At 68.8% G+C, this 15,024-nt stretch carries 14 protein-coding genes and 1 pseudogene; 9 read left to right on the forward strand and 6 right to left on the reverse strand.

Features of this window, described 5'->3' with window-relative positions; all coding sequences use genetic code 11:
- Nucleotides 1-80: 80 nt before the first annotated feature.
- The 8 genes from hemL to OG953_RS24845 all read left to right on the forward strand — a co-directional run bounded on the left by hemL (nucleotide 81) and on the right by OG953_RS24845 (nucleotide 8,594).
- Nucleotides 81-1,397, forward strand: coding sequence for a glutamate-1-semialdehyde 2,1-aminomutase (gene hemL / locus OG953_RS24810; RefSeq protein ID WP_398633530.1), 1,317 nt, complete (start codon nucleotides 81-83; stop codon nucleotides 1,395-1,397).
- Nucleotides 1,394-2,086 carry a histidine phosphatase family protein gene (locus OG953_RS24815; RefSeq protein ID WP_405686966.1) on the forward strand — a complete coding sequence of 231 codons (693 nt, stop codon included), beginning with the start codon at nucleotides 1,394-1,396 and terminating at the stop codon, nucleotides 2,084-2,086. The genes hemL and OG953_RS24815 overlap by 4 nt, the downstream gene beginning before the upstream one ends.
- Nucleotides 2,087-2,453: 367 nt before the next feature.
- Entirely contained in the window at nucleotides 2,454-3,707 is a 1,254-nt protein-coding gene (locus tag OG953_RS24820; protein ID WP_405686967.1) for a hypothetical protein, read from the forward strand.
- Nucleotides 3,708-3,774: 67 nt separating this feature from the next.
- A complete protein-coding gene (locus OG953_RS24825) occupies nucleotides 3,775-4,386 on the forward strand; it encodes a TlpA family protein disulfide reductase (RefSeq protein ID WP_405686969.1) in 612 nt (203 codons plus the stop codon).
- A gap of 4 nt (nucleotides 4,387-4,390) precedes the next feature.
- Nucleotides 4,391-5,146 (forward strand): cytochrome c biogenesis CcdA family protein, encoded by a 756-nt coding sequence (locus OG953_RS24830; protein WP_405686971.1) that lies wholly within the window; start codon nucleotides 4,391-4,393, stop codon nucleotides 5,144-5,146.
- 5 nt (nucleotides 5,147-5,151) lie between these two features.
- A complete protein-coding gene (locus tag OG953_RS24835; RefSeq protein WP_405686973.1) occupies nucleotides 5,152-6,927 on the forward strand; it encodes a cytochrome c biogenesis protein ResB in 1,776 nt (591 codons plus the stop codon).
- Nucleotides 6,924-8,012 (forward strand): c-type cytochrome biogenesis protein CcsB, encoded by a 1,089-nt coding sequence (ccsB, locus tag OG953_RS24840; protein WP_405686974.1) that lies wholly within the window; start codon nucleotides 6,924-6,926, stop codon nucleotides 8,010-8,012. Before OG953_RS24835 ends, ccsB begins: the two co-directional genes overlap by 4 nt.
- 54 nt (nucleotides 8,013-8,066) lie before the next feature.
- Nucleotides 8,067-8,594, forward strand: a complete 528-nt coding sequence (locus OG953_RS24845; protein ID WP_405686976.1) for an SRPBCC domain-containing protein — start codon at nucleotides 8,067-8,069, stop codon at nucleotides 8,592-8,594.
- 7 nt (nucleotides 8,595-8,601) lie between these two features.
- Here the strand turns inward: OG953_RS24845 and OG953_RS24850 are convergent, their stop codons facing one another.
- The 5 genes and pseudogenes from OG953_RS24850 to OG953_RS24870 form a co-directional block, all read right to left on the reverse strand.
- Entirely contained in the window at nucleotides 8,602-10,167 is a 1,566-nt protein-coding gene (locus OG953_RS24850) for a hypothetical protein (protein ID WP_405686977.1), read from the reverse strand.
- The gene (locus OG953_RS24855; protein WP_405686978.1) at nucleotides 10,160-12,343 is read right to left on the reverse strand and encodes a hypothetical protein; all 2,184 of its coding nucleotides are present in this window, start codon (nucleotides 12,341-12,343) and stop codon (nucleotides 10,160-10,162) included. The genes OG953_RS24850 and OG953_RS24855 overlap by 8 nt, the downstream gene beginning before the upstream one ends.
- 115 nt (nucleotides 12,344-12,458) lie before the next feature.
- Nucleotides 12,459-12,887 carry a nucleoside deaminase gene (locus tag OG953_RS24860; RefSeq protein ID WP_405692038.1) on the reverse strand — a complete coding sequence of 143 codons (429 nt, stop codon included), beginning with the start codon at nucleotides 12,885-12,887 and terminating at the stop codon, nucleotides 12,459-12,461.
- A gap of 73 nt (nucleotides 12,888-12,960) precedes the next feature.
- Complete coding sequence (locus OG953_RS24865; protein ID WP_266360680.1) at nucleotides 12,961-13,356, reverse strand: PLD nuclease N-terminal domain-containing protein; 396 nt, start codon at nucleotides 13,354-13,356, stop codon at nucleotides 12,961-12,963.
- 72 nt (nucleotides 13,357-13,428) lie between these two features.
- Nucleotides 13,429-13,524, reverse strand: a pseudogene (locus tag OG953_RS24870) (SAM-dependent methyltransferase); the annotation flags it as partial.
- A gap of 224 nt (nucleotides 13,525-13,748) precedes the next feature.
- Here OG953_RS24870 and OG953_RS24875 point away from each other — a divergent pair.
- Entirely contained in the window at nucleotides 13,749-14,138 is a 390-nt protein-coding gene (locus OG953_RS24875; protein WP_405686980.1) for a hypothetical protein, read from the forward strand.
- A gap of 201 nt (nucleotides 14,139-14,339) precedes the next feature.
- Here OG953_RS24875 and OG953_RS24880 read toward each other — a convergent pair whose 3' ends face one another.
- Nucleotides 14,340-15,017, reverse strand: coding sequence for a class I SAM-dependent methyltransferase (locus OG953_RS24880; RefSeq protein WP_405686982.1), 678 nt, complete (start codon nucleotides 15,015-15,017; stop codon nucleotides 14,340-14,342).
- Nucleotides 15,018-15,024 lie beyond the last annotated feature (7 nt).

Genomic DNA, 15,024 nt, shown 5'->3' on the forward strand with positions numbered 1-15,024 from the left:
CCCGATCATCGTGTCAGTGACCTCCCCCACGGGCGTGCGGTGAAACACCTGTCCGCAAGACCGTCCGTGGCTCTGACACCATGGCTTGTGTGAGCTTTCCCTATGACGCCCCAGTTTCGCAGACGCTTTTCGACCGCGCGTCCCTCGTGACGCCCGGCGGCGTGAACTCTCCCGTCCGTGCCTTCCGGGCCGTGGGCGGTACGCCCCGCTTCATGGTGTCCGGTACCGGTCCGTACCTCACCGACGCCGACGGCCGTGAGTATGTCGACCTCGTTTGTTCGTGGGGGCCGATGATCCTCGGCCACTCCCACCCCGAGGTCATCGCCGCAGTCCAGGAGGCTGTCGCCCGCGGCACCTCGTTCGGTACGCCCGGTGAGGGCGAGGTCGCGCTCGCCGAGGAGATCGTTGCCCGGGTCGAGCCCGTGGAGCAGGTGCGGCTGGTGTCGTCCGGCACCGAGGCGACCATGTCCGCGATCCGTCTCGCCCGCGGGTTCACCGGCCGGGCCAAGGTGGTGAAGTTCGCCGGCTGCTACCACGGCCACGTCGACGCACTGCTCGCCGCCGCCGGGTCCGGGGTCGCGACCTTCGGCCTTCCGGACACCCCCGGGGTCACCGGTGCGCAGGCCGGCGACACGATCGTGCTGCCGTACAACGACCTGGACGCCGTGCGGGAGGCGTTCGCCGCGCAGCCCGGCGAGATCGCCTGTGTGATCACCGAGGCGTCGCCGGGCAACATGGGCGTCGTACCGCCGCTGGACGGCTTCAACGCCGGGCTCAAGGAGATCTGCGCCGCGGGCGGTGCGCTCTACATCTCCGACGAGGTCATGACCGGTTTCCGTACCTCGAAGGCCGGCTGGTTCGGCGTCGACGGGGTGCGGCCCGACCTGATGACCTTCGGCAAGGTCATGGGCGGCGGCTTCCCGGCCGCGGCCTTCGGCGGGCGTGCGGACGTGATGGCGCACCTGGCCCCGGCCGGTCCCGTCTACCAGGCGGGCACCCTCTCCGGTAACCCGGTCGCCACCGCCGCCGGTCTCGCCCAGCTGCGGCTGCTCGACGACGCCGCGTACGCGAAGGTGGACGCGGTCTCCGCGGAGATCCGCGGCCTGGTCGGCGAGGCGCTCGCCAAGGAAGGTGTGGCACACACTGTGCAGGCGGCGAGCAACATGTTCTCCGTCTTCTTCACCGACCGGCCGGTGCGGAACTACGAGGACGCGAAGCAGCAGGAAGCTTTCCGCTTCACCGCCTTCTTCCACTCATTGCTGTCGCAGGGCGTCTACCTGCCGCCGTCCGCCTTCGAGTCCTGGTTCGTCTCCACCGCCCACGACACGCAGGCCGTCGAGCGCATCGCCGCCGCGCTGCCCGCCGCCGCCCGTGCCGCATCGGAGGCCACCGCATGAGCGAGAACGGAAGCCGCAAGGACATCACCGTCGTCCATCTGATGCGGCACGGCGAGGTGCACAACCCGGAGGGCGTGCTCTACGGGCGTCGCCCCGGCTACCACCTCTCCGAGCTCGGCCGGCAGATGGCCGACCGGGTCGCCGAGCACCTGGAAGGCCGTGACATCACCCATGTCGTCGCCTCCCCGCTGGAGCGCGCCCAGGAGACGGCCGCACCGATCGCCAAGACGCACAGCCTCGACCTGGCCACCGACGAGCGGCTCATCGAGGCGGCCAACGTCTTCGAGGGCAAGACCTTCGGGGTCGGCGACGGGGCGCTGCGCAAGCCGGACAACTGGAAGCACCTGACGAATCCGTTCCGGCCGTCGTGGGGCGAGCCGTACATCGAGCAGGTCGTACGGATGATGGGCGCCCTGGACGCCGCGCGTGACGCGGCGCGCGGGCACGAGGCGGTGTGCGTCAGCCATCAGCTGCCGATCTGGATCGTGCGCAGCTTCGTGGAGCGGCGGCGGCTGTGGCACGACCCGCGCAAGCGGCAGTGCACGCTCGCGTCGCTGACCAGCTTCACGTACCAGGGCGACAAGATCGTGTCGGTCGGGTACACGGAGCCGGCGCGGGATCTGGTGCCGGCGCATCTGCGGGCCGGCGCGAAGCCGGTGAAGGGGAAGTCGAAGGCGTTCGGCGCGTAGCCGGCCCGGGGCCGGCGGGGGTGCGCCGTGCCCCGGCCCGCCGGTCTTCCCGGTCGTCCGGTTGCCGTTCTGTCCTCAATCGCCGGACGGGCCTGATCTTTCGGCCCGTCCGGCGATTCTGCTGCCGCCTCGGGACCGGCGCCCCGAAGCCGGGGACCGATTCCCCTTCAGCGATTGATCACTCCGCCGGCGGTTGAGCCCTGCTCCCGCGGCGTCCAGCTTGCTCGGCCATGCGCGCGGCCGAGGCCGAGGTCTGGTCGCGCAAAGAAAAATCCGCTGATCCGCGGAACCCCTGTGCCGCTTCCCTCATCTAAGCCTTTGTCAGTTTGTATGGACTTGAGGTAAATCGACCGCAGATGGGGAACTCATGCGCGACATCAGCCGAAGGGGTTTGCTCGGAGCCGGGCTCGGGGCCGCGGCCGCCATCGGTCTGACGGGGTGCGGTTCCTCCGATACGGTCCGCTCGGGCGCTGATGCGGGGACCACGGGGGAGAAGGGCGCCGACGGGCACACCCGGGGGACCGGACCTGCGAAGAAGGACGTTCGCGAGATAGGGGACGGTTCCACCGCGGACACCGGGAAGCAGCCGCACCAGCCTTCCGCGCCGGTTCCGCTCGAACCCGGGCAGACGCCACCGCAGTTCGTGATCTTTTCCTGGGACGGGGCGGGCGAGGTCGGCAACGGGCTCTTCCCACGCTTTCTGGAACTCGCCAAGGATCATGAAGCGTCGATGACCTTCTTCCTCTCCGGCCTCTATCTGCTGCCCGAGTCGAAGAAGTCCATGTACCGGCCGCCCAACAACCCGATCGGTGCTTCCGACATCGGTTATCTCACCGATGACCACATCAAGGAGACACTGAAGTGCGTCCGTCAGGCCTGGTTCGACGGGCATGAGATAGGCACCCACTTCAACGGGCATTTCTGTGGCGGTTCCGGATCGGTTGCGAACTGGTCGGCCTCCCAGTGGCAGAGCGAAATCGATCAGGCGGTCTCCTTCGTCACCGAATGGCGCACCAACACCGGCTGGAGTGACCTCGATCCGCTGCCTTTCGACTACCGCAAGGAACTGGTCGGCGGACGCACTCCCTGCCTGCTCGGCCAGGACAATCTGCTGCCCACGGCGAGCAGGCTCGGCTGGCGCTACGACGCCAGCTCGCCCGGCGGCACCCAGGTGTGGCCCCGCAAGCGCCAGGGCGTCTGGGACCTGCCGTTGCAGGGCATGCCGTTCCCGGGGCACACCTTCGAAGTCCTTTCGATGGACTACAACATCCTCGCCAACCAGTCGCAGAATTCGACCAAGGGCATGCCCTCGCGTTATCCGGGCTGGCGCGAGCAGGCCACCCAGTCGTATCTCGGCGGTTTCAACCGTGCGTACACGACCAATCGCGCGCCCTTCTACATCGGAAACCACTTCGAGGAGTGGAACGGCGGCATATATATGGACGCGGTCGAGGCAATGATCAAGAAGATCGCGGGGAAGCCGGATGTGAGGCTCGTCTCCTTCAAGCAGTTCGTCGACTGGCTCGACGTCCAGAACCCGGACGTGCTCGACAAGCTCCGTACGCTGGAGGTCGGTCAGTCGCCCGAAGGAGGCTGGAACGCCTTCTTTAAGCAGGCCTGACAACGGGCTTTACGGGCACCGAGGGGGGTGCCCGAGATCACCGAAACCGCCATGCGAAACTTTTCACATGAGCTATGGCCGCGCGCCCCGACGCCGCTTCACCCTGCTCGCCGCTCCTGCAGCGGTCGTCGCACTCGCACTGACGCTGACCGCGTGCAGCGGGGACGGCAACAAGGCCGGCGGCGGTGGCAACACCCACTTCGTCACGGGTAGTGGCGGAATCTCCACCGTGGCCAAGGCCGACCGCGAGGCCGCCCCGAAGCTCGACGGTGAGACCCTCGACGGCAAGCAGTTGGACGTCGCCGACTACAAGGGCAAGGTCGTCGTGCTGAACGTGTGGGGCTCGTGGTGCGGCCCCTGCCGTCTGGAGGCCCAGTACTTCGCGAGGGTGGCGAAGGAGACGAAGGACAAGGGCGTCCAGTTCGTCGGGATCAACACCCGCGATGCCCAGAAGGGCCCCGCGATCAGCTTCGAAAAGGACTACGGGGTCCCCTACCCGAGCATCTTCGACCCGACCGGCAAGCTCATGCTCCGCTTCCCCAAGGGCACGCTGAACCCGCAGGCCATTCCGTCGACCGTGGTCCTGGACCGGGACGGGAAGATCGCCGCCCGCTCCCTGGCCGCGCTCGACGACACCCAGCTGCACAAGATGATCGACCCACTGATCGCGGAGAAGTGATTCCGTGCTCACCCTTGCCGCGGTGAACCCGACCGTCGTGGACGGGGCGCTGGTCGTCGCCCTGCCCATCGCCGTACTCGCTGGACTCGTCTCGTTCTTCTCGCCGTGCGTCCTGCCGCTCGTGCCCGGCTATCTCTCCTACGTCACCGGCGTCAGCGGCACCGACCTGGCGCAGGCCAGGCGGGGGCGCATGGTCGCGGGTGCCTCGCTCTTCGTGCTCGGCTTCACCGCCGTGTTCGTCTCCGGCGGCGCGCTCTTCGGCTTCTTCGGCCAGACCCTCCGGGAGTACAGCACCACGCTCTCCAAGGTCCTCGGTGTGCTGATGATCCTGATGGGGATCTTCTACATGGGCCTGATGCCGTGGATGACACAGCGCGAATTCCGTATCCACAAGAGGCCGGTGACCGGGCTGGTGGGCGCACCGCTGCTCGGCGCGCTCTTCGGGATCGGCTGGACTCCGTGCCTCGGCCCGACGCTCAGCTCGGTGACCTTCCTCGCGCTGGAGCAGGGCACCGCCGTACGCGGGGCGATACTGACCGTCGCGTACTGCCTCGGGCTCGGCCTGCCCTTCGTGCTCGCGGCGGTCGCCTTCCGCAAGGCGCTCGGCGCCTTCGGCTGGGTCAAGCGCCACTACGCATGGGTCATGCGGATCGGCGGCGTCATGATGATCGCGACCGGGCTGCTCCTGCTGACCGGTGTGTGGGACAGCATGATGCAGGAATTGCAGGGCTGGTCCGACGGCTTCACGGTGGGGATCTGAGTTCCATGAGCAATACCAAGTCCAACCCGGCCCCGGAGCGTGAGCACCGGGACGAGCGGGAGGTCCGGGACGAGCAGGACCGGGAGAACGCCCGCGAACTCGGTGCGGCCGGCTCCCAGCTCTCCACCGCCCCGCGCGAGGAGACCGCGGCCAACCTGCCGGCCATGGGCGTCATCGGCTGGGCCCGCTGGTTCTGGCGGCAGCTCACCTCGATGCGGGTCGCGCTGATCCTGCTCTTCATGCTGTCGCTCGGCGCCATCCCCGGCTCGCTGATCCCGCAGAACAGCGTGGACGAACTGAAGGTGCAGGCCTTCAAGGAGGCCCACACCACCGTCACGCCGATCTACGAGAAGCTCCAGTTCTTCGACGTCTACAGCTCGGTGTGGTTCTCCGCGATCTACATCCTGCTGTTCATCTCGCTCATCGGCTGCATCGTCCCGCGCACCAGCCAGTTCGTCGGCCAGCTGCGCAGCCGCCCGCCGGGTGCCCCGAGGCGCCTGACCCGGCTGCCCGCGTACACCACCTGGCGCACCGAGGCCGAGCCCGAGCAGGTCCGCGAGGCCGCACTCGCGATGATGCGCAAGCGCCGTTACCGCGCGCACATCGCGGGGGACGCGGTCGCCGCCGAGAAGGGCTATCTGCGCGAGGCCGGGAACCTGATCTTCCACATTGCCCTGATCGTGATGCTGGTGGCGTTCGCCTTCGGGCAGCTCTTCAAGTCCGAGGGCGGCAAGCTGATCGTCGAGGGCGACGGCTTCTCCAACACGCAGACCCAGTACGACGACTTCAAGTCCGGCTCGTTGTTCGACGCCGACTCGCTCGCCCCGTTCAGCTTCAACCTCGACGAGTTCATCGGTACGTACGAGCGCAGCGGCCCCCAGATCGGTACGCCCCGGACCTACGAGGCCCATGTGACGTACACGAAGGGCGCCTACGGCAAGCCGCAGAAGACCGTCATCAAGGTCAACGAGCCGCTGGTCGTCGACGGCACCAAGGTCTATCTGAACGCGCACGGCTACGCGCCGGTCGTCTCCGTCAAGGACGGCAGGGGCAAGGAGGTCTACCGGAACGCCGTGCCGCTGCTGCCCATCGACAACAACGTCACCTCGACTGGTGCGATCAAGGTGATGGACGGCTACCGCGACAAGAACGGCAAGAAGACCCAGCTGGGCTTCCAGGCGTTCTTCGTGCCGACCTTCGCGGGTGCTGGCAAGGGCACGATGTTCTCCCAGTTCCCGGCCGCCGACATGCCCGTACTCGCCCTCAACGGTTTCTACGGCAGCCTCGGCGTCGACTCGGGACTGCCGCAGAACGTGTACCAGCTGGACTCCTCCAAGATGAAGGAGTTCAAGGACGACGAGGGCAAGCAGCTCAAGCAGCGGCTGGCGGTCGGCGACACGATGCAGCTGCCCGACGGTGCCGGCTCGGTCACCTTCGAGGGCGTCGAGGAGTGGGCCAGCTTCCAGATCTCGGAGCAGCCCGCCAGCGGCTGGGCGCTCACCGGAGCCATCGCCGCGATCGTCGGACTCGTGGGTTCGCTGTTCATCCAGCGGCGCCGGGTCTGGGTGAGGGCCGTACGCGGAGCGGACGGCGTCACCGTCGTCGAAATGGCGGGTCTCGGCCGCAGCGAGTCCGCGAAGCTTCCTGAGGAGCTGGCCGATCTCGCGGTCACGCTCAACGCCGTGGCGCCCACAGCGCCCGGTCCTGACACCGACCCCGGATCCGATGCCGGCTCCGTCGAAGAATCCTCCGTAGAACCTGCCGAAGGGGCTGAGAAGTGAATCTCGCCGCCGCAACCAACGAGAACCTGGCGCACACCAGCAATGTGCTGATCTATTCGTCGATGGCCGTCTACACCCTGGCCTTCTTCGCGCACATCGCGGAATGGGTCTTCGGCAGCCGCAGCAAGGTCGGCCGCACCGCCGCCGCGCTGACCGGTGCCGAGGGCGCGGCCGGCGGCGCCACGGTGAAGGTACAGGTCGCGCAGAAGGGCGGCGGCACCGCCGTACTCGACCGCCCGAAGATCATCACTCGCTCCGCGGCCGGTACCCGCGACGTTCCGGACGGGCCCGGCGCGGGCGGCGGCACGTTCAAGGGCGACCTGTACGGACGCATGGCGATCTCCATGACCGTGCTCGCCTTTCTCGTGCAGGCCGCGGGTGTCCTCGCCCGTGCACTGTCCGTGCAGCGTGCCCCCTGGGGCAACATGTACGAGTTCTCCATCACCTTCTCCACGGTGGCGGTCGGCGCGTACCTGACCCTCCTCGCGCTGAAGAAGAACGTCCGCTGGATGGGGCTGCTCCTGGTCACCACCGTCCTGCTGGACCTCGGTATCGCGACCACGTGGCTCTACACCGACAGCGACCAGTTGGTGCCCGCACTGCACTCGTACTGGCTGTGGATCCACGTCTCCACCGCCATCCTCTGCGGCGCCGTCTTCTACATCGGCGCGGTCGGCACCCTGCTCTACCTCTTCCGCGACAGCTACGAGAACAAGCTCGCCCATGGCGGGCAGCCCGGTTCGTTCGCCCAGTCCGTGCTCTCCCGGCTGCCTGCCGCCTCGACGCTCGACAAGTTCTCGTACCGCATCAACGCCGCGGTCTTCCCGCTGTGGACGTTCACGATCATCGCGGGCGCCATCTGGGCGGGCGACGCGTGGGGCCGCTACTGGGGCTGGGACCCCAAGGAGGTCTGGTCCTTCATCACCTGGGTCGCGTACGCCTGCTACCTGCACGCCCGCGCCACCGCAGGCTGGAAGGGCCGCAAGGCCGCCTACCTGGCACTGATCGCCTTCGGCTGCTGGCTCTTCAACTACTACGGCGTGAACATCTTCGTCACCGGCAAGCACTCCTACGCGGGCGTCTGACCGGCCCCACCCCGTACGGGTGCGGATCCCGCACCACCGGGCCACGCTGGAACCATGACCGATGCGACCCCCGTCATCGAGCGTGGCACCAGTGAAACCCACGGTGACCGGCACACCCTGCGGTTCACGCTACGGCTGCCCCACCCCGTCCCACGGGTGTGGGCAGCCGTTGCCAGTTCCGAGGGGCTGCCCGGCTGGCTCGCCGCCGCCGACCCGTTCGAACCGCGCATCGGCGGGGCCGTCACGTTGCGCTGGCTGAACACCGACCGGGACGGGCATGCCACGGTCGCCTCCGGCACCGTCACCGCCTGGGACATCGAGCGGGTCGCCGAATACACCCTCGAAGGACTCCACGGCCGCATCCGCTTCCACCTGGAGCCACCGCGCGGCGACCATGTGCTGCTGCGCTTCACCAACGAGTTCCGGGGCGACGACGAGCTGCGCCTGGACTGCCTCGCCGGCTGGCACGACCACTTCCGCTACCTCGTCGACGCGCTCGACGGATACCCCGCCGACTGGTCGAAGTGGACCCCGGTCCGGTGGGCGGGGCTGCGCGAGGAGTACGCGGCGGCCGAGCGGTGACGCGGCATCACGGTGCCGAGGACGGCGGCAGGCACTTCGGGTCCGGCGGCGTGTGCTCCGGCCAGGCGATCGCCACGAACCGCTGACGGGCGTCCTCGGGCGCCAGCTCCACCACCGGCACCGCCTTGTTGTACGGGTTCCCGTGGTTGTCCAGGCAGATCCAGCCACTGGCCCCCGATACCCGCAGCGAACCCTTCACCCGCGGCCACTGCTCACCCACGTCCGAGGGCTGCGGAAGCTGCTTGCCGACAGGGGTCGCCTGCCTGATGCCGTGCACCGCCAGTGACATCGCGTCGTGCGCGACGATGACCTGGCCGTCGGTCAGCTCCTGGTGACCGGTCGGACCGATCGGGCCCACGGGCTTCTTCGCCACGGTGGCCAGCAGGTCCAGGAAGCTTCGGTAGTCCCCCGGGGAACCGCCCGTCGCCGCCCCGCCCTGCTCCTTCGCCGCCGCCCAGGCGTCCGGGTGCGCCAGCGAGGCGTAGCGGACCGTCACCTTGCGGCGCAGCGCGCCCCGGTCGAGCTTCTTGTCGTTGCCGAGGTACGAGCCCTCGTCGCCGGTGAGGATCGTGAACGGGCGGCTCTGGCAGCCGCGGGCCCCGAGCGCGTTGATGAACTGCCGTAGCTGGGTGTGGCGTCCGGCGAAGAACACCGTCTCCGCATCCGTGTCGCAGATGAGGTGCGTGATCTGCTGGAACGTGTTGGCCGTGGTGCCCTCGTCGTTGGGGTCCTTGCGCGAGGTGAACAGCTGCGGCTCGTACTGCGTGCCCTTCACCAGCGAGGTGAACGCCGCCCGCAGCGTGTCCGTGTAGTGGTCCCCGGTACGGGTGTCCTGCACCAGCAGCGCCTTGTTCGCCTTCACCTTCCCGAAGTGCGCCAGCGCCCGCGCCTCGTCCCGGTTCGTCGGCGACACCCGCGCCAGACCGGGGAACGGGTCGCCGCCCGGGCCGTTGGCGATGTCGTCGGCGGTGATCGTGGTACCGACGACCGCGATGTGCGCGGCGGTCAGCTCCTTGACCGCCGACCTGACCTGCGTACTGCTGGTGGCGACCCCCGACACGGCCCGCAGATGGTCCGGGGCCCCGGTCATCTTCTTCAGCCGGTCCACCGTCGGCTGCCACAGCAGGTTGTTCTTCCCCGTGTTGGCGAGAACCAGCCGGATCCCCGGCACCTGCTCGTTCGACAGATGGTTGGCCCGGTACTGCTCGGCGAACGCACCCTGCAGCTCGCGCTGCATCTTCGTCTGCATGGCTTCGTCCGTCGACGTCAGCGGCAGCAGCAGCGCGACCGTCGCGTACCGGCCGGGCTTCAGGGTGTTGTTCTCCCGGGCGATGGCCGCGGCGACCTCGGTCAGCTTCGGCCGCCCGAAGTCGTAGCCGTCGCCGGAGACACCTATGCACTCGTCGCTGCCCTGCGGCCGCTCGACACCCTTCGCGCACGAGCGGTCCTCGGGGGCGGTCAGCCGGCCGATGCCGTACCAGCCGGACGTGACGACCAGGGCGCCGACCACCACCGTGGTGACCACCTTCTGCCTCGCCGTGTACCAGACGCGATAACGCAGTGGATTAAGCATCCGAGCCACCGTTCCCCCGCCTCTGCCCGCTTCCGCCCGTGCCCGGTCCGCCCGTGTCCGGCGATCCCGGCGGCATGGACAGCGGCCGCCAGGCCCTGATGTCCTGCGGCCAGTGCGTCGCCGCGTCCCACAGCACGCTGTTGCCCGTCGGATGTCTGCCGGACAGTTGTCGCAGTTCGTGCGCCATCTTGTCGATCACCTCTTCGTCCGGCAGAGCCAGTGGATCGGACAGCAGCCATACGGCGTGCAGCAGCCGACGCAGCTGCAACTGGAGCTCCACGGCCCGCTCGCCGAGCCCCGCGAGCCCCGTCTCCCCGTCCGGCAGCGAACCGGCCGCCTCGCGGCCGAGCGCGACCGCCTGCCGCGGATCGGGGCCGGCGTAACCGGGCGGACGCGGATACGGGGCCGAGGCGATGAACCGCAACGAGCCGAGCCAGGCGGTGACATCCCCGTCGGTGAACCGCTCCCGCAGATGCGTCACGCAGTCCCTCGTCCTGCCCAGCACCAGCTCCTGGTGCAGCCGGTGCGGGACGCTCGGGCAGCGGCCCCCGGGCGCGTACGCCGTGCGCAGCGTCTCGTGCACCGCACGCCACACCGCGTAGTACGGATGGTCGTCGTCCTGGAAACGCAGCCGGTGCAGCAGCAGCGCACGCAGCAGCGGATCGGCGACGAAGTACTCGGGACCGACCGGCCAGTCCTGCGCCCGCAGCACGTCCCGCACCTGCAGCGCCACATCGCCGTCCAGCGACCGGCCGCGCAGCCGGGCCGTGGCCAGCAGTCGCGCCGAGTCCTCACCGTGCGCGGCGGCCAGCACACTCAGTACGTCGAGCTGCTGCCCCGGCAGCAGCTGAGCCAACAGCTCGTCCGCGACCCGCACCGGCGCCCGGTCCTCACGCAGCTCCACCGCGCGGTCCAGCAGCGCCCCCGGCACCAGCGAACCCGGCTGCGACGCACCCGGCTGCGACGACCCCGGCCGCGGCGCCCCCGGCACCAGCGCCTCGCCCGCCGCCTGCGCCAACAGCGCCACACCCAGCGGGCGCCCACCCGTCAGCCGGTGCACCCCACGTGCCAGCCCGGCCGGGGTACGGCCCACCGGATCGTGCCGGTCGAACGCCGCCTGTACGTGCGCCGGGCCCAGCGCGGTGAGCTCCACGGCCAGAATCCCGGACGTCACCTCCGAACCGCGGGCCCAGTGCGAGCCGTGCGCCACCTCGGGCAGCCGCCGGCGCACCGCATGGCTCAGCCCCTCGTGGTCACGGGCGCGCGAGGACGCGAACAGGGCGATCTGATCGCGCACCCCGGAGGCCCGCTGCCGCAGCACCGGCTCGACCAGCTGCCGGCCCAGCAACGTGTGCGCGTTGTCCAGCAGCAGCACAGGACGGCCCCGGCGGGCACCCCGCGCCAGACCCCCGTACGCCCGCACCAGATCCGCGACCAGCGCGAGCACCAGATGATCCTCGGCCCGGCGGCGCAGATCGCCGCCGCGCTCGAAATCGACCGCCAGCTGCCTCAGCCCGATCCTGCCGTTGCCGCCCGCGTGCGGATAACTCCCGTACCAGTCCGCCGAGCGCCGCTGGAACCGGCTGAACGTCTCCTCCAGCACCGTCTCGATCGTGGCCTCGGCGACCATCCCGGCCAGCGGGACCACCGAGTCGAAGGCACTTGCGGCCAGCTTCGTCAGCACCTTGGTGACCCAGCCCGTCGCCGCGTCCCCACGGGTGTCGACGGTCGCCAGCACCGGGCCGAGCGACTGCAGATCCCGCTGCGCCCGCGTCTCGTCCTCCCGCGTCCAGGAGATCGAGGCGACCGCCACGAGCCCGAGACTCAGCCGGGGAAACTGCACCGGCCGCGCGGCACGCACCTTCGCCGTCAGCTGGGTGGCGAGCTCCGGCAGCGCGCCGGTGACCGGAGTCCAGCCGGGGCCCGGGTCCGCGGGCGGCACGACGGCCTCGCAGTCGATCAGGGCTACCGGGGTGATCTCCCGGTACAGATGGCGCAGTTGCTTGAGCGCAGCCGTCTTTCCCATGCCGCGGCCGCCGGTCAGCACGGCGACCGGCGGATCTTCACGGTGCTCGTAGGCGACCCGGGCGGAGCCGTACGGAGTGAGACCTGTCAGACGCGCCGCAAGTCCGTCGTTGCCGAAGATCGCCTCGCGCCCGTACAGCTCTCTCTCCACAGCACCCCCAGCGCCGATGCCCCACCAGATCTGTCACGCCGTCAACAGAAGGATATCGGCAGGGTGTTGGAGAAAGATGAAGATTTTCGAACGATCGGGGACGCGGGTCGGTAAATCAGTCAACGCCGATGTCCTCGTTCCACACGTCGGGATGGTCCCGTACGAAGTCCCGCATGAGTGCGATGCATTCGGCATCGTCGAGCAGCACGATCTCCACCCCGTGCCGGGCCAGCCAGTCGTGCCCGCCGGGATAGGTCTCCGCCTCGCCGATCACCACCCGCGAGATCCCGAACTGCCGCACGAGGCCGGAGCAGTACCAGCACGGGGAGAGCGTCGTCACCATCGTCGTGCCCCGGTACGAGCGCTGCCGTCCGGCCGCTCGGAACGCCGCCGTCTCCGCGTGCATGGACGGATCGCCGTCCTGGACACGGCGGTTGTGGCCGCGGCCGAGGAGGCTGCCGTTTGGCCCGTAGAGCGCGGCACCGATGGGGATACCGCCCTCGGCGAGCCCGGCACGGGCCTCGGCGAGGGCGGTGGCGAGCATGGCGCTGTCGTTCACGTGTACGTGCTCCAGATCGCCGTTGCCGGGGGCGCTGTCACCCCCGGACGCTCGTTCCTCACTCGCCGGAGGGGCTTGAGCTCTCCCCGCTCTCGCGGCGCTTGAGCTCCTCCTCGCGGCGGCGCAGATCCGCCTCCCAGTCCTTGAGGAGCGACTCGTCCTTCTTGTTCTCTTCCTTCAGCGCCTTCAGGAACTCCGGATTGTCGTCCGGCGCCACCCACTGCGAGCGGTGATTGCGGTGCCATTCCGACGGCGTACGGCCTCCGGCGGGCACGGTGCGCATCTTGCCCGCGGCGAGCCAGACGATCGGGCCCACGATCCAGAACAGCAGGATGATGAAGACCCAGGCGATCTTCGGCAGGTGCTTCGCCTCGTCCTCGGGGGTGTTCAGGCAGTCGATGAACGCGTAGATCGTCAGTGCCAGAGGCAGGAGATAGATCAGGGCCCGGAACATGATGGAAAGGTCCCCCTGCGGAGAGATGGCGGGGCTTGTCCCGCCCCGGTGACGGGCCCAGAGTAGCCGGTGTCAATTACGTCCCACGGCGAGCAGGTGGGAACTGGCGGCGAGCAGGTCGGGGTACGGCTCCGCCATGCGGGCCGCGGCCGGCGCGGAGGCGAACATCCGTGATCCGGTGAGTGCCTCACCGGTATGCAAACCGGGTTTGGCCGGCGCGCCGGAACCCGCCCCGGCTCCTGGTGCCGCTCAACCTCGCCATCCGGGTCCTGCTGACCTTGTGGCGGTTCCGCGACCGCGCCGCGCTACGGGCCTCCGGGTAACTTTTGGCATGTCCCCGATAGTGCTCGGTGTCCCGGCCACTGTCAGTGCTTACCGGCAGGATCACTGGCATGACACCGTTGCTTCTCACCGACATCGAACGAGCCGTTCGCAGCAGCTGGAGTGCCGAGACGTGCACGCCTGAGTTCCGATCGCGCTGGACCAAGGACAACCCGGCTCGGGACCAGTGCGGGGTGACCGTCATGGTCCTCAATGATCTGCTGGGAGGCGAGCTGCTTCGGGGGGAGGTCCATGTCGACGGAGAGCAAGTGGACTATCACTGGTGGAACCGCCTGGGCATGGGCATTGAGATCGACCTCACCCGCGAGCAATTTGGGCAGGGGGAGACTGTCACCGAGGGCATCGTCATTCCCCGCCCGCCTGTGACCGAGTGGCGCAGGCTCCGGGAGGAGTACGAGCTTCTCCGCGACCGCGTCTTGAAGCAGCTCAACCGGCAGTAGGCGGCGCCCTTTGCGTCCCCCTCTCGTCAGTCGGCTCGAACCTTTTCGGCTCGTGCTCGGGTGCTGGCGAAGCGGTAGGAGTCGGTGCCGGCTCGATGACCGTGCCGTTGACGAGGCCGTCGACGATGGCCACCAGCGCCGTCTCATCACGGCATCAAGGTAAGTCCCTCGTGCCCTGATCTGGGCAGCCTGGGATCGGAATCAACGGGGTTGGGGCTCAGAAACTACTTCCGACTTGCGGGCCATGAAGGTAGCGAACGTCCTCGTTGCCCCTGCGTCGGGTTCCTCCACCAGTTGCGCACTGACGGCCAGTCCAGTCCGCCCCAGCATTTCGGCGATCTGGGCTGGTGGCAGCAGGTGGGACTCGTAGGTCACGGGGTGGCCGCCATAAGCCTGCGTTGGACGCCGACGCTCGCCGTTTCCCACGTGGCCGACCAACATCAGATGGCCACCGGGCGCCAAAGTGCGATGGAACTCGGCGAACACAACTGGGAGCAATTCAGGCGGCGTGTGGTGGGTGGAGTAGTAGGCCAGGATGCCGCCGAGTTCGTCGTCGTCGAGCTCCAGCTCGGTCATTGAGCCCACAGTGAACCGCAGGTCCGGATAAGCCTCTCGGGCCAGGTCGATCATCTTCGGCGACACATCGACACCGAAAGCTGACACGCCCAGCTCGGCCAAGTGTGCTGTCACCTTGCCTGGGCCGCAGCCCAGATCCGCGACTGGTCCTCGATCAGAGGCCTCCACGATTTCGGCGAATGCTGCCAGCATCGCGCGCGACAAGGGATCAAGCTCGGCGGGGGGCGGGACGCGGGCGGCATAGGCGGCGGCGACGGTGTCGTACGACTCTCGGATCGCAGCAAGGCAGGCGAGTTCAGTCACGCCGCGA

This window comes from Streptomyces sp. NBC_00057 (assembly GCF_045041165.1).
Taxonomy (GTDB): domain Bacteria; phylum Actinomycetota; class Actinomycetes; order Streptomycetales; family Streptomycetaceae; genus Streptomyces.

Bases quoted from the DNA above. Each gene is read 5' to 3' on its own strand.
- OG953_RS24875 (WP_405686980.1), top strand. From the start codon at position 13,749: ATGACACCGTTGCTTCTCACCGACATCGAACGAGCCGTTCGCAGCAGC.
- OG953_RS24815 (WP_405686966.1), top strand. From the start codon at position 1,394: ATGAGCGAGAACGGAAGCCGCAAGGACATCACCGTCGTCCATCTGATG.
- OG953_RS24860 (WP_405692038.1), bottom strand. From the start codon at position 12,887: ATGCTCGCCACCGCCCTCGCCGAGGCCCGTGCCGGGCTCGCCGAGGGC.
- OG953_RS24865 (WP_266360680.1), bottom strand. From the start codon at position 13,356: ATGTTCCGGGCCCTGATCTATCTCCTGCCTCTGGCACTGACGATCTAC.
- OG953_RS24850 (WP_405686977.1), bottom strand. From the start codon at position 10,167: ATGCTTAATCCACTGCGTTATCGCGTCTGGTACACGGCGAGGCAGAAG.
- OG953_RS24835 (WP_405686973.1), top strand. From the start codon at position 5,152: ATGAGCAATACCAAGTCCAACCCGGCCCCGGAGCGTGAGCACCGGGAC.
- hemL (WP_398633530.1), top strand. From the start codon at position 81: ATGGCTTGTGTGAGCTTTCCCTATGACGCCCCAGTTTCGCAGACGCTT.
- OG953_RS24825 (WP_405686969.1), top strand. From the start codon at position 3,775: ATGAGCTATGGCCGCGCGCCCCGACGCCGCTTCACCCTGCTCGCCGCT.
- OG953_RS24820 (WP_405686967.1), top strand. From the start codon at position 2,454: ATGCGCGACATCAGCCGAAGGGGTTTGCTCGGAGCCGGGCTCGGGGCC.
- OG953_RS24845 (WP_405686976.1), top strand. From the start codon at position 8,067: ATGACCGATGCGACCCCCGTCATCGAGCGTGGCACCAGTGAAACCCAC.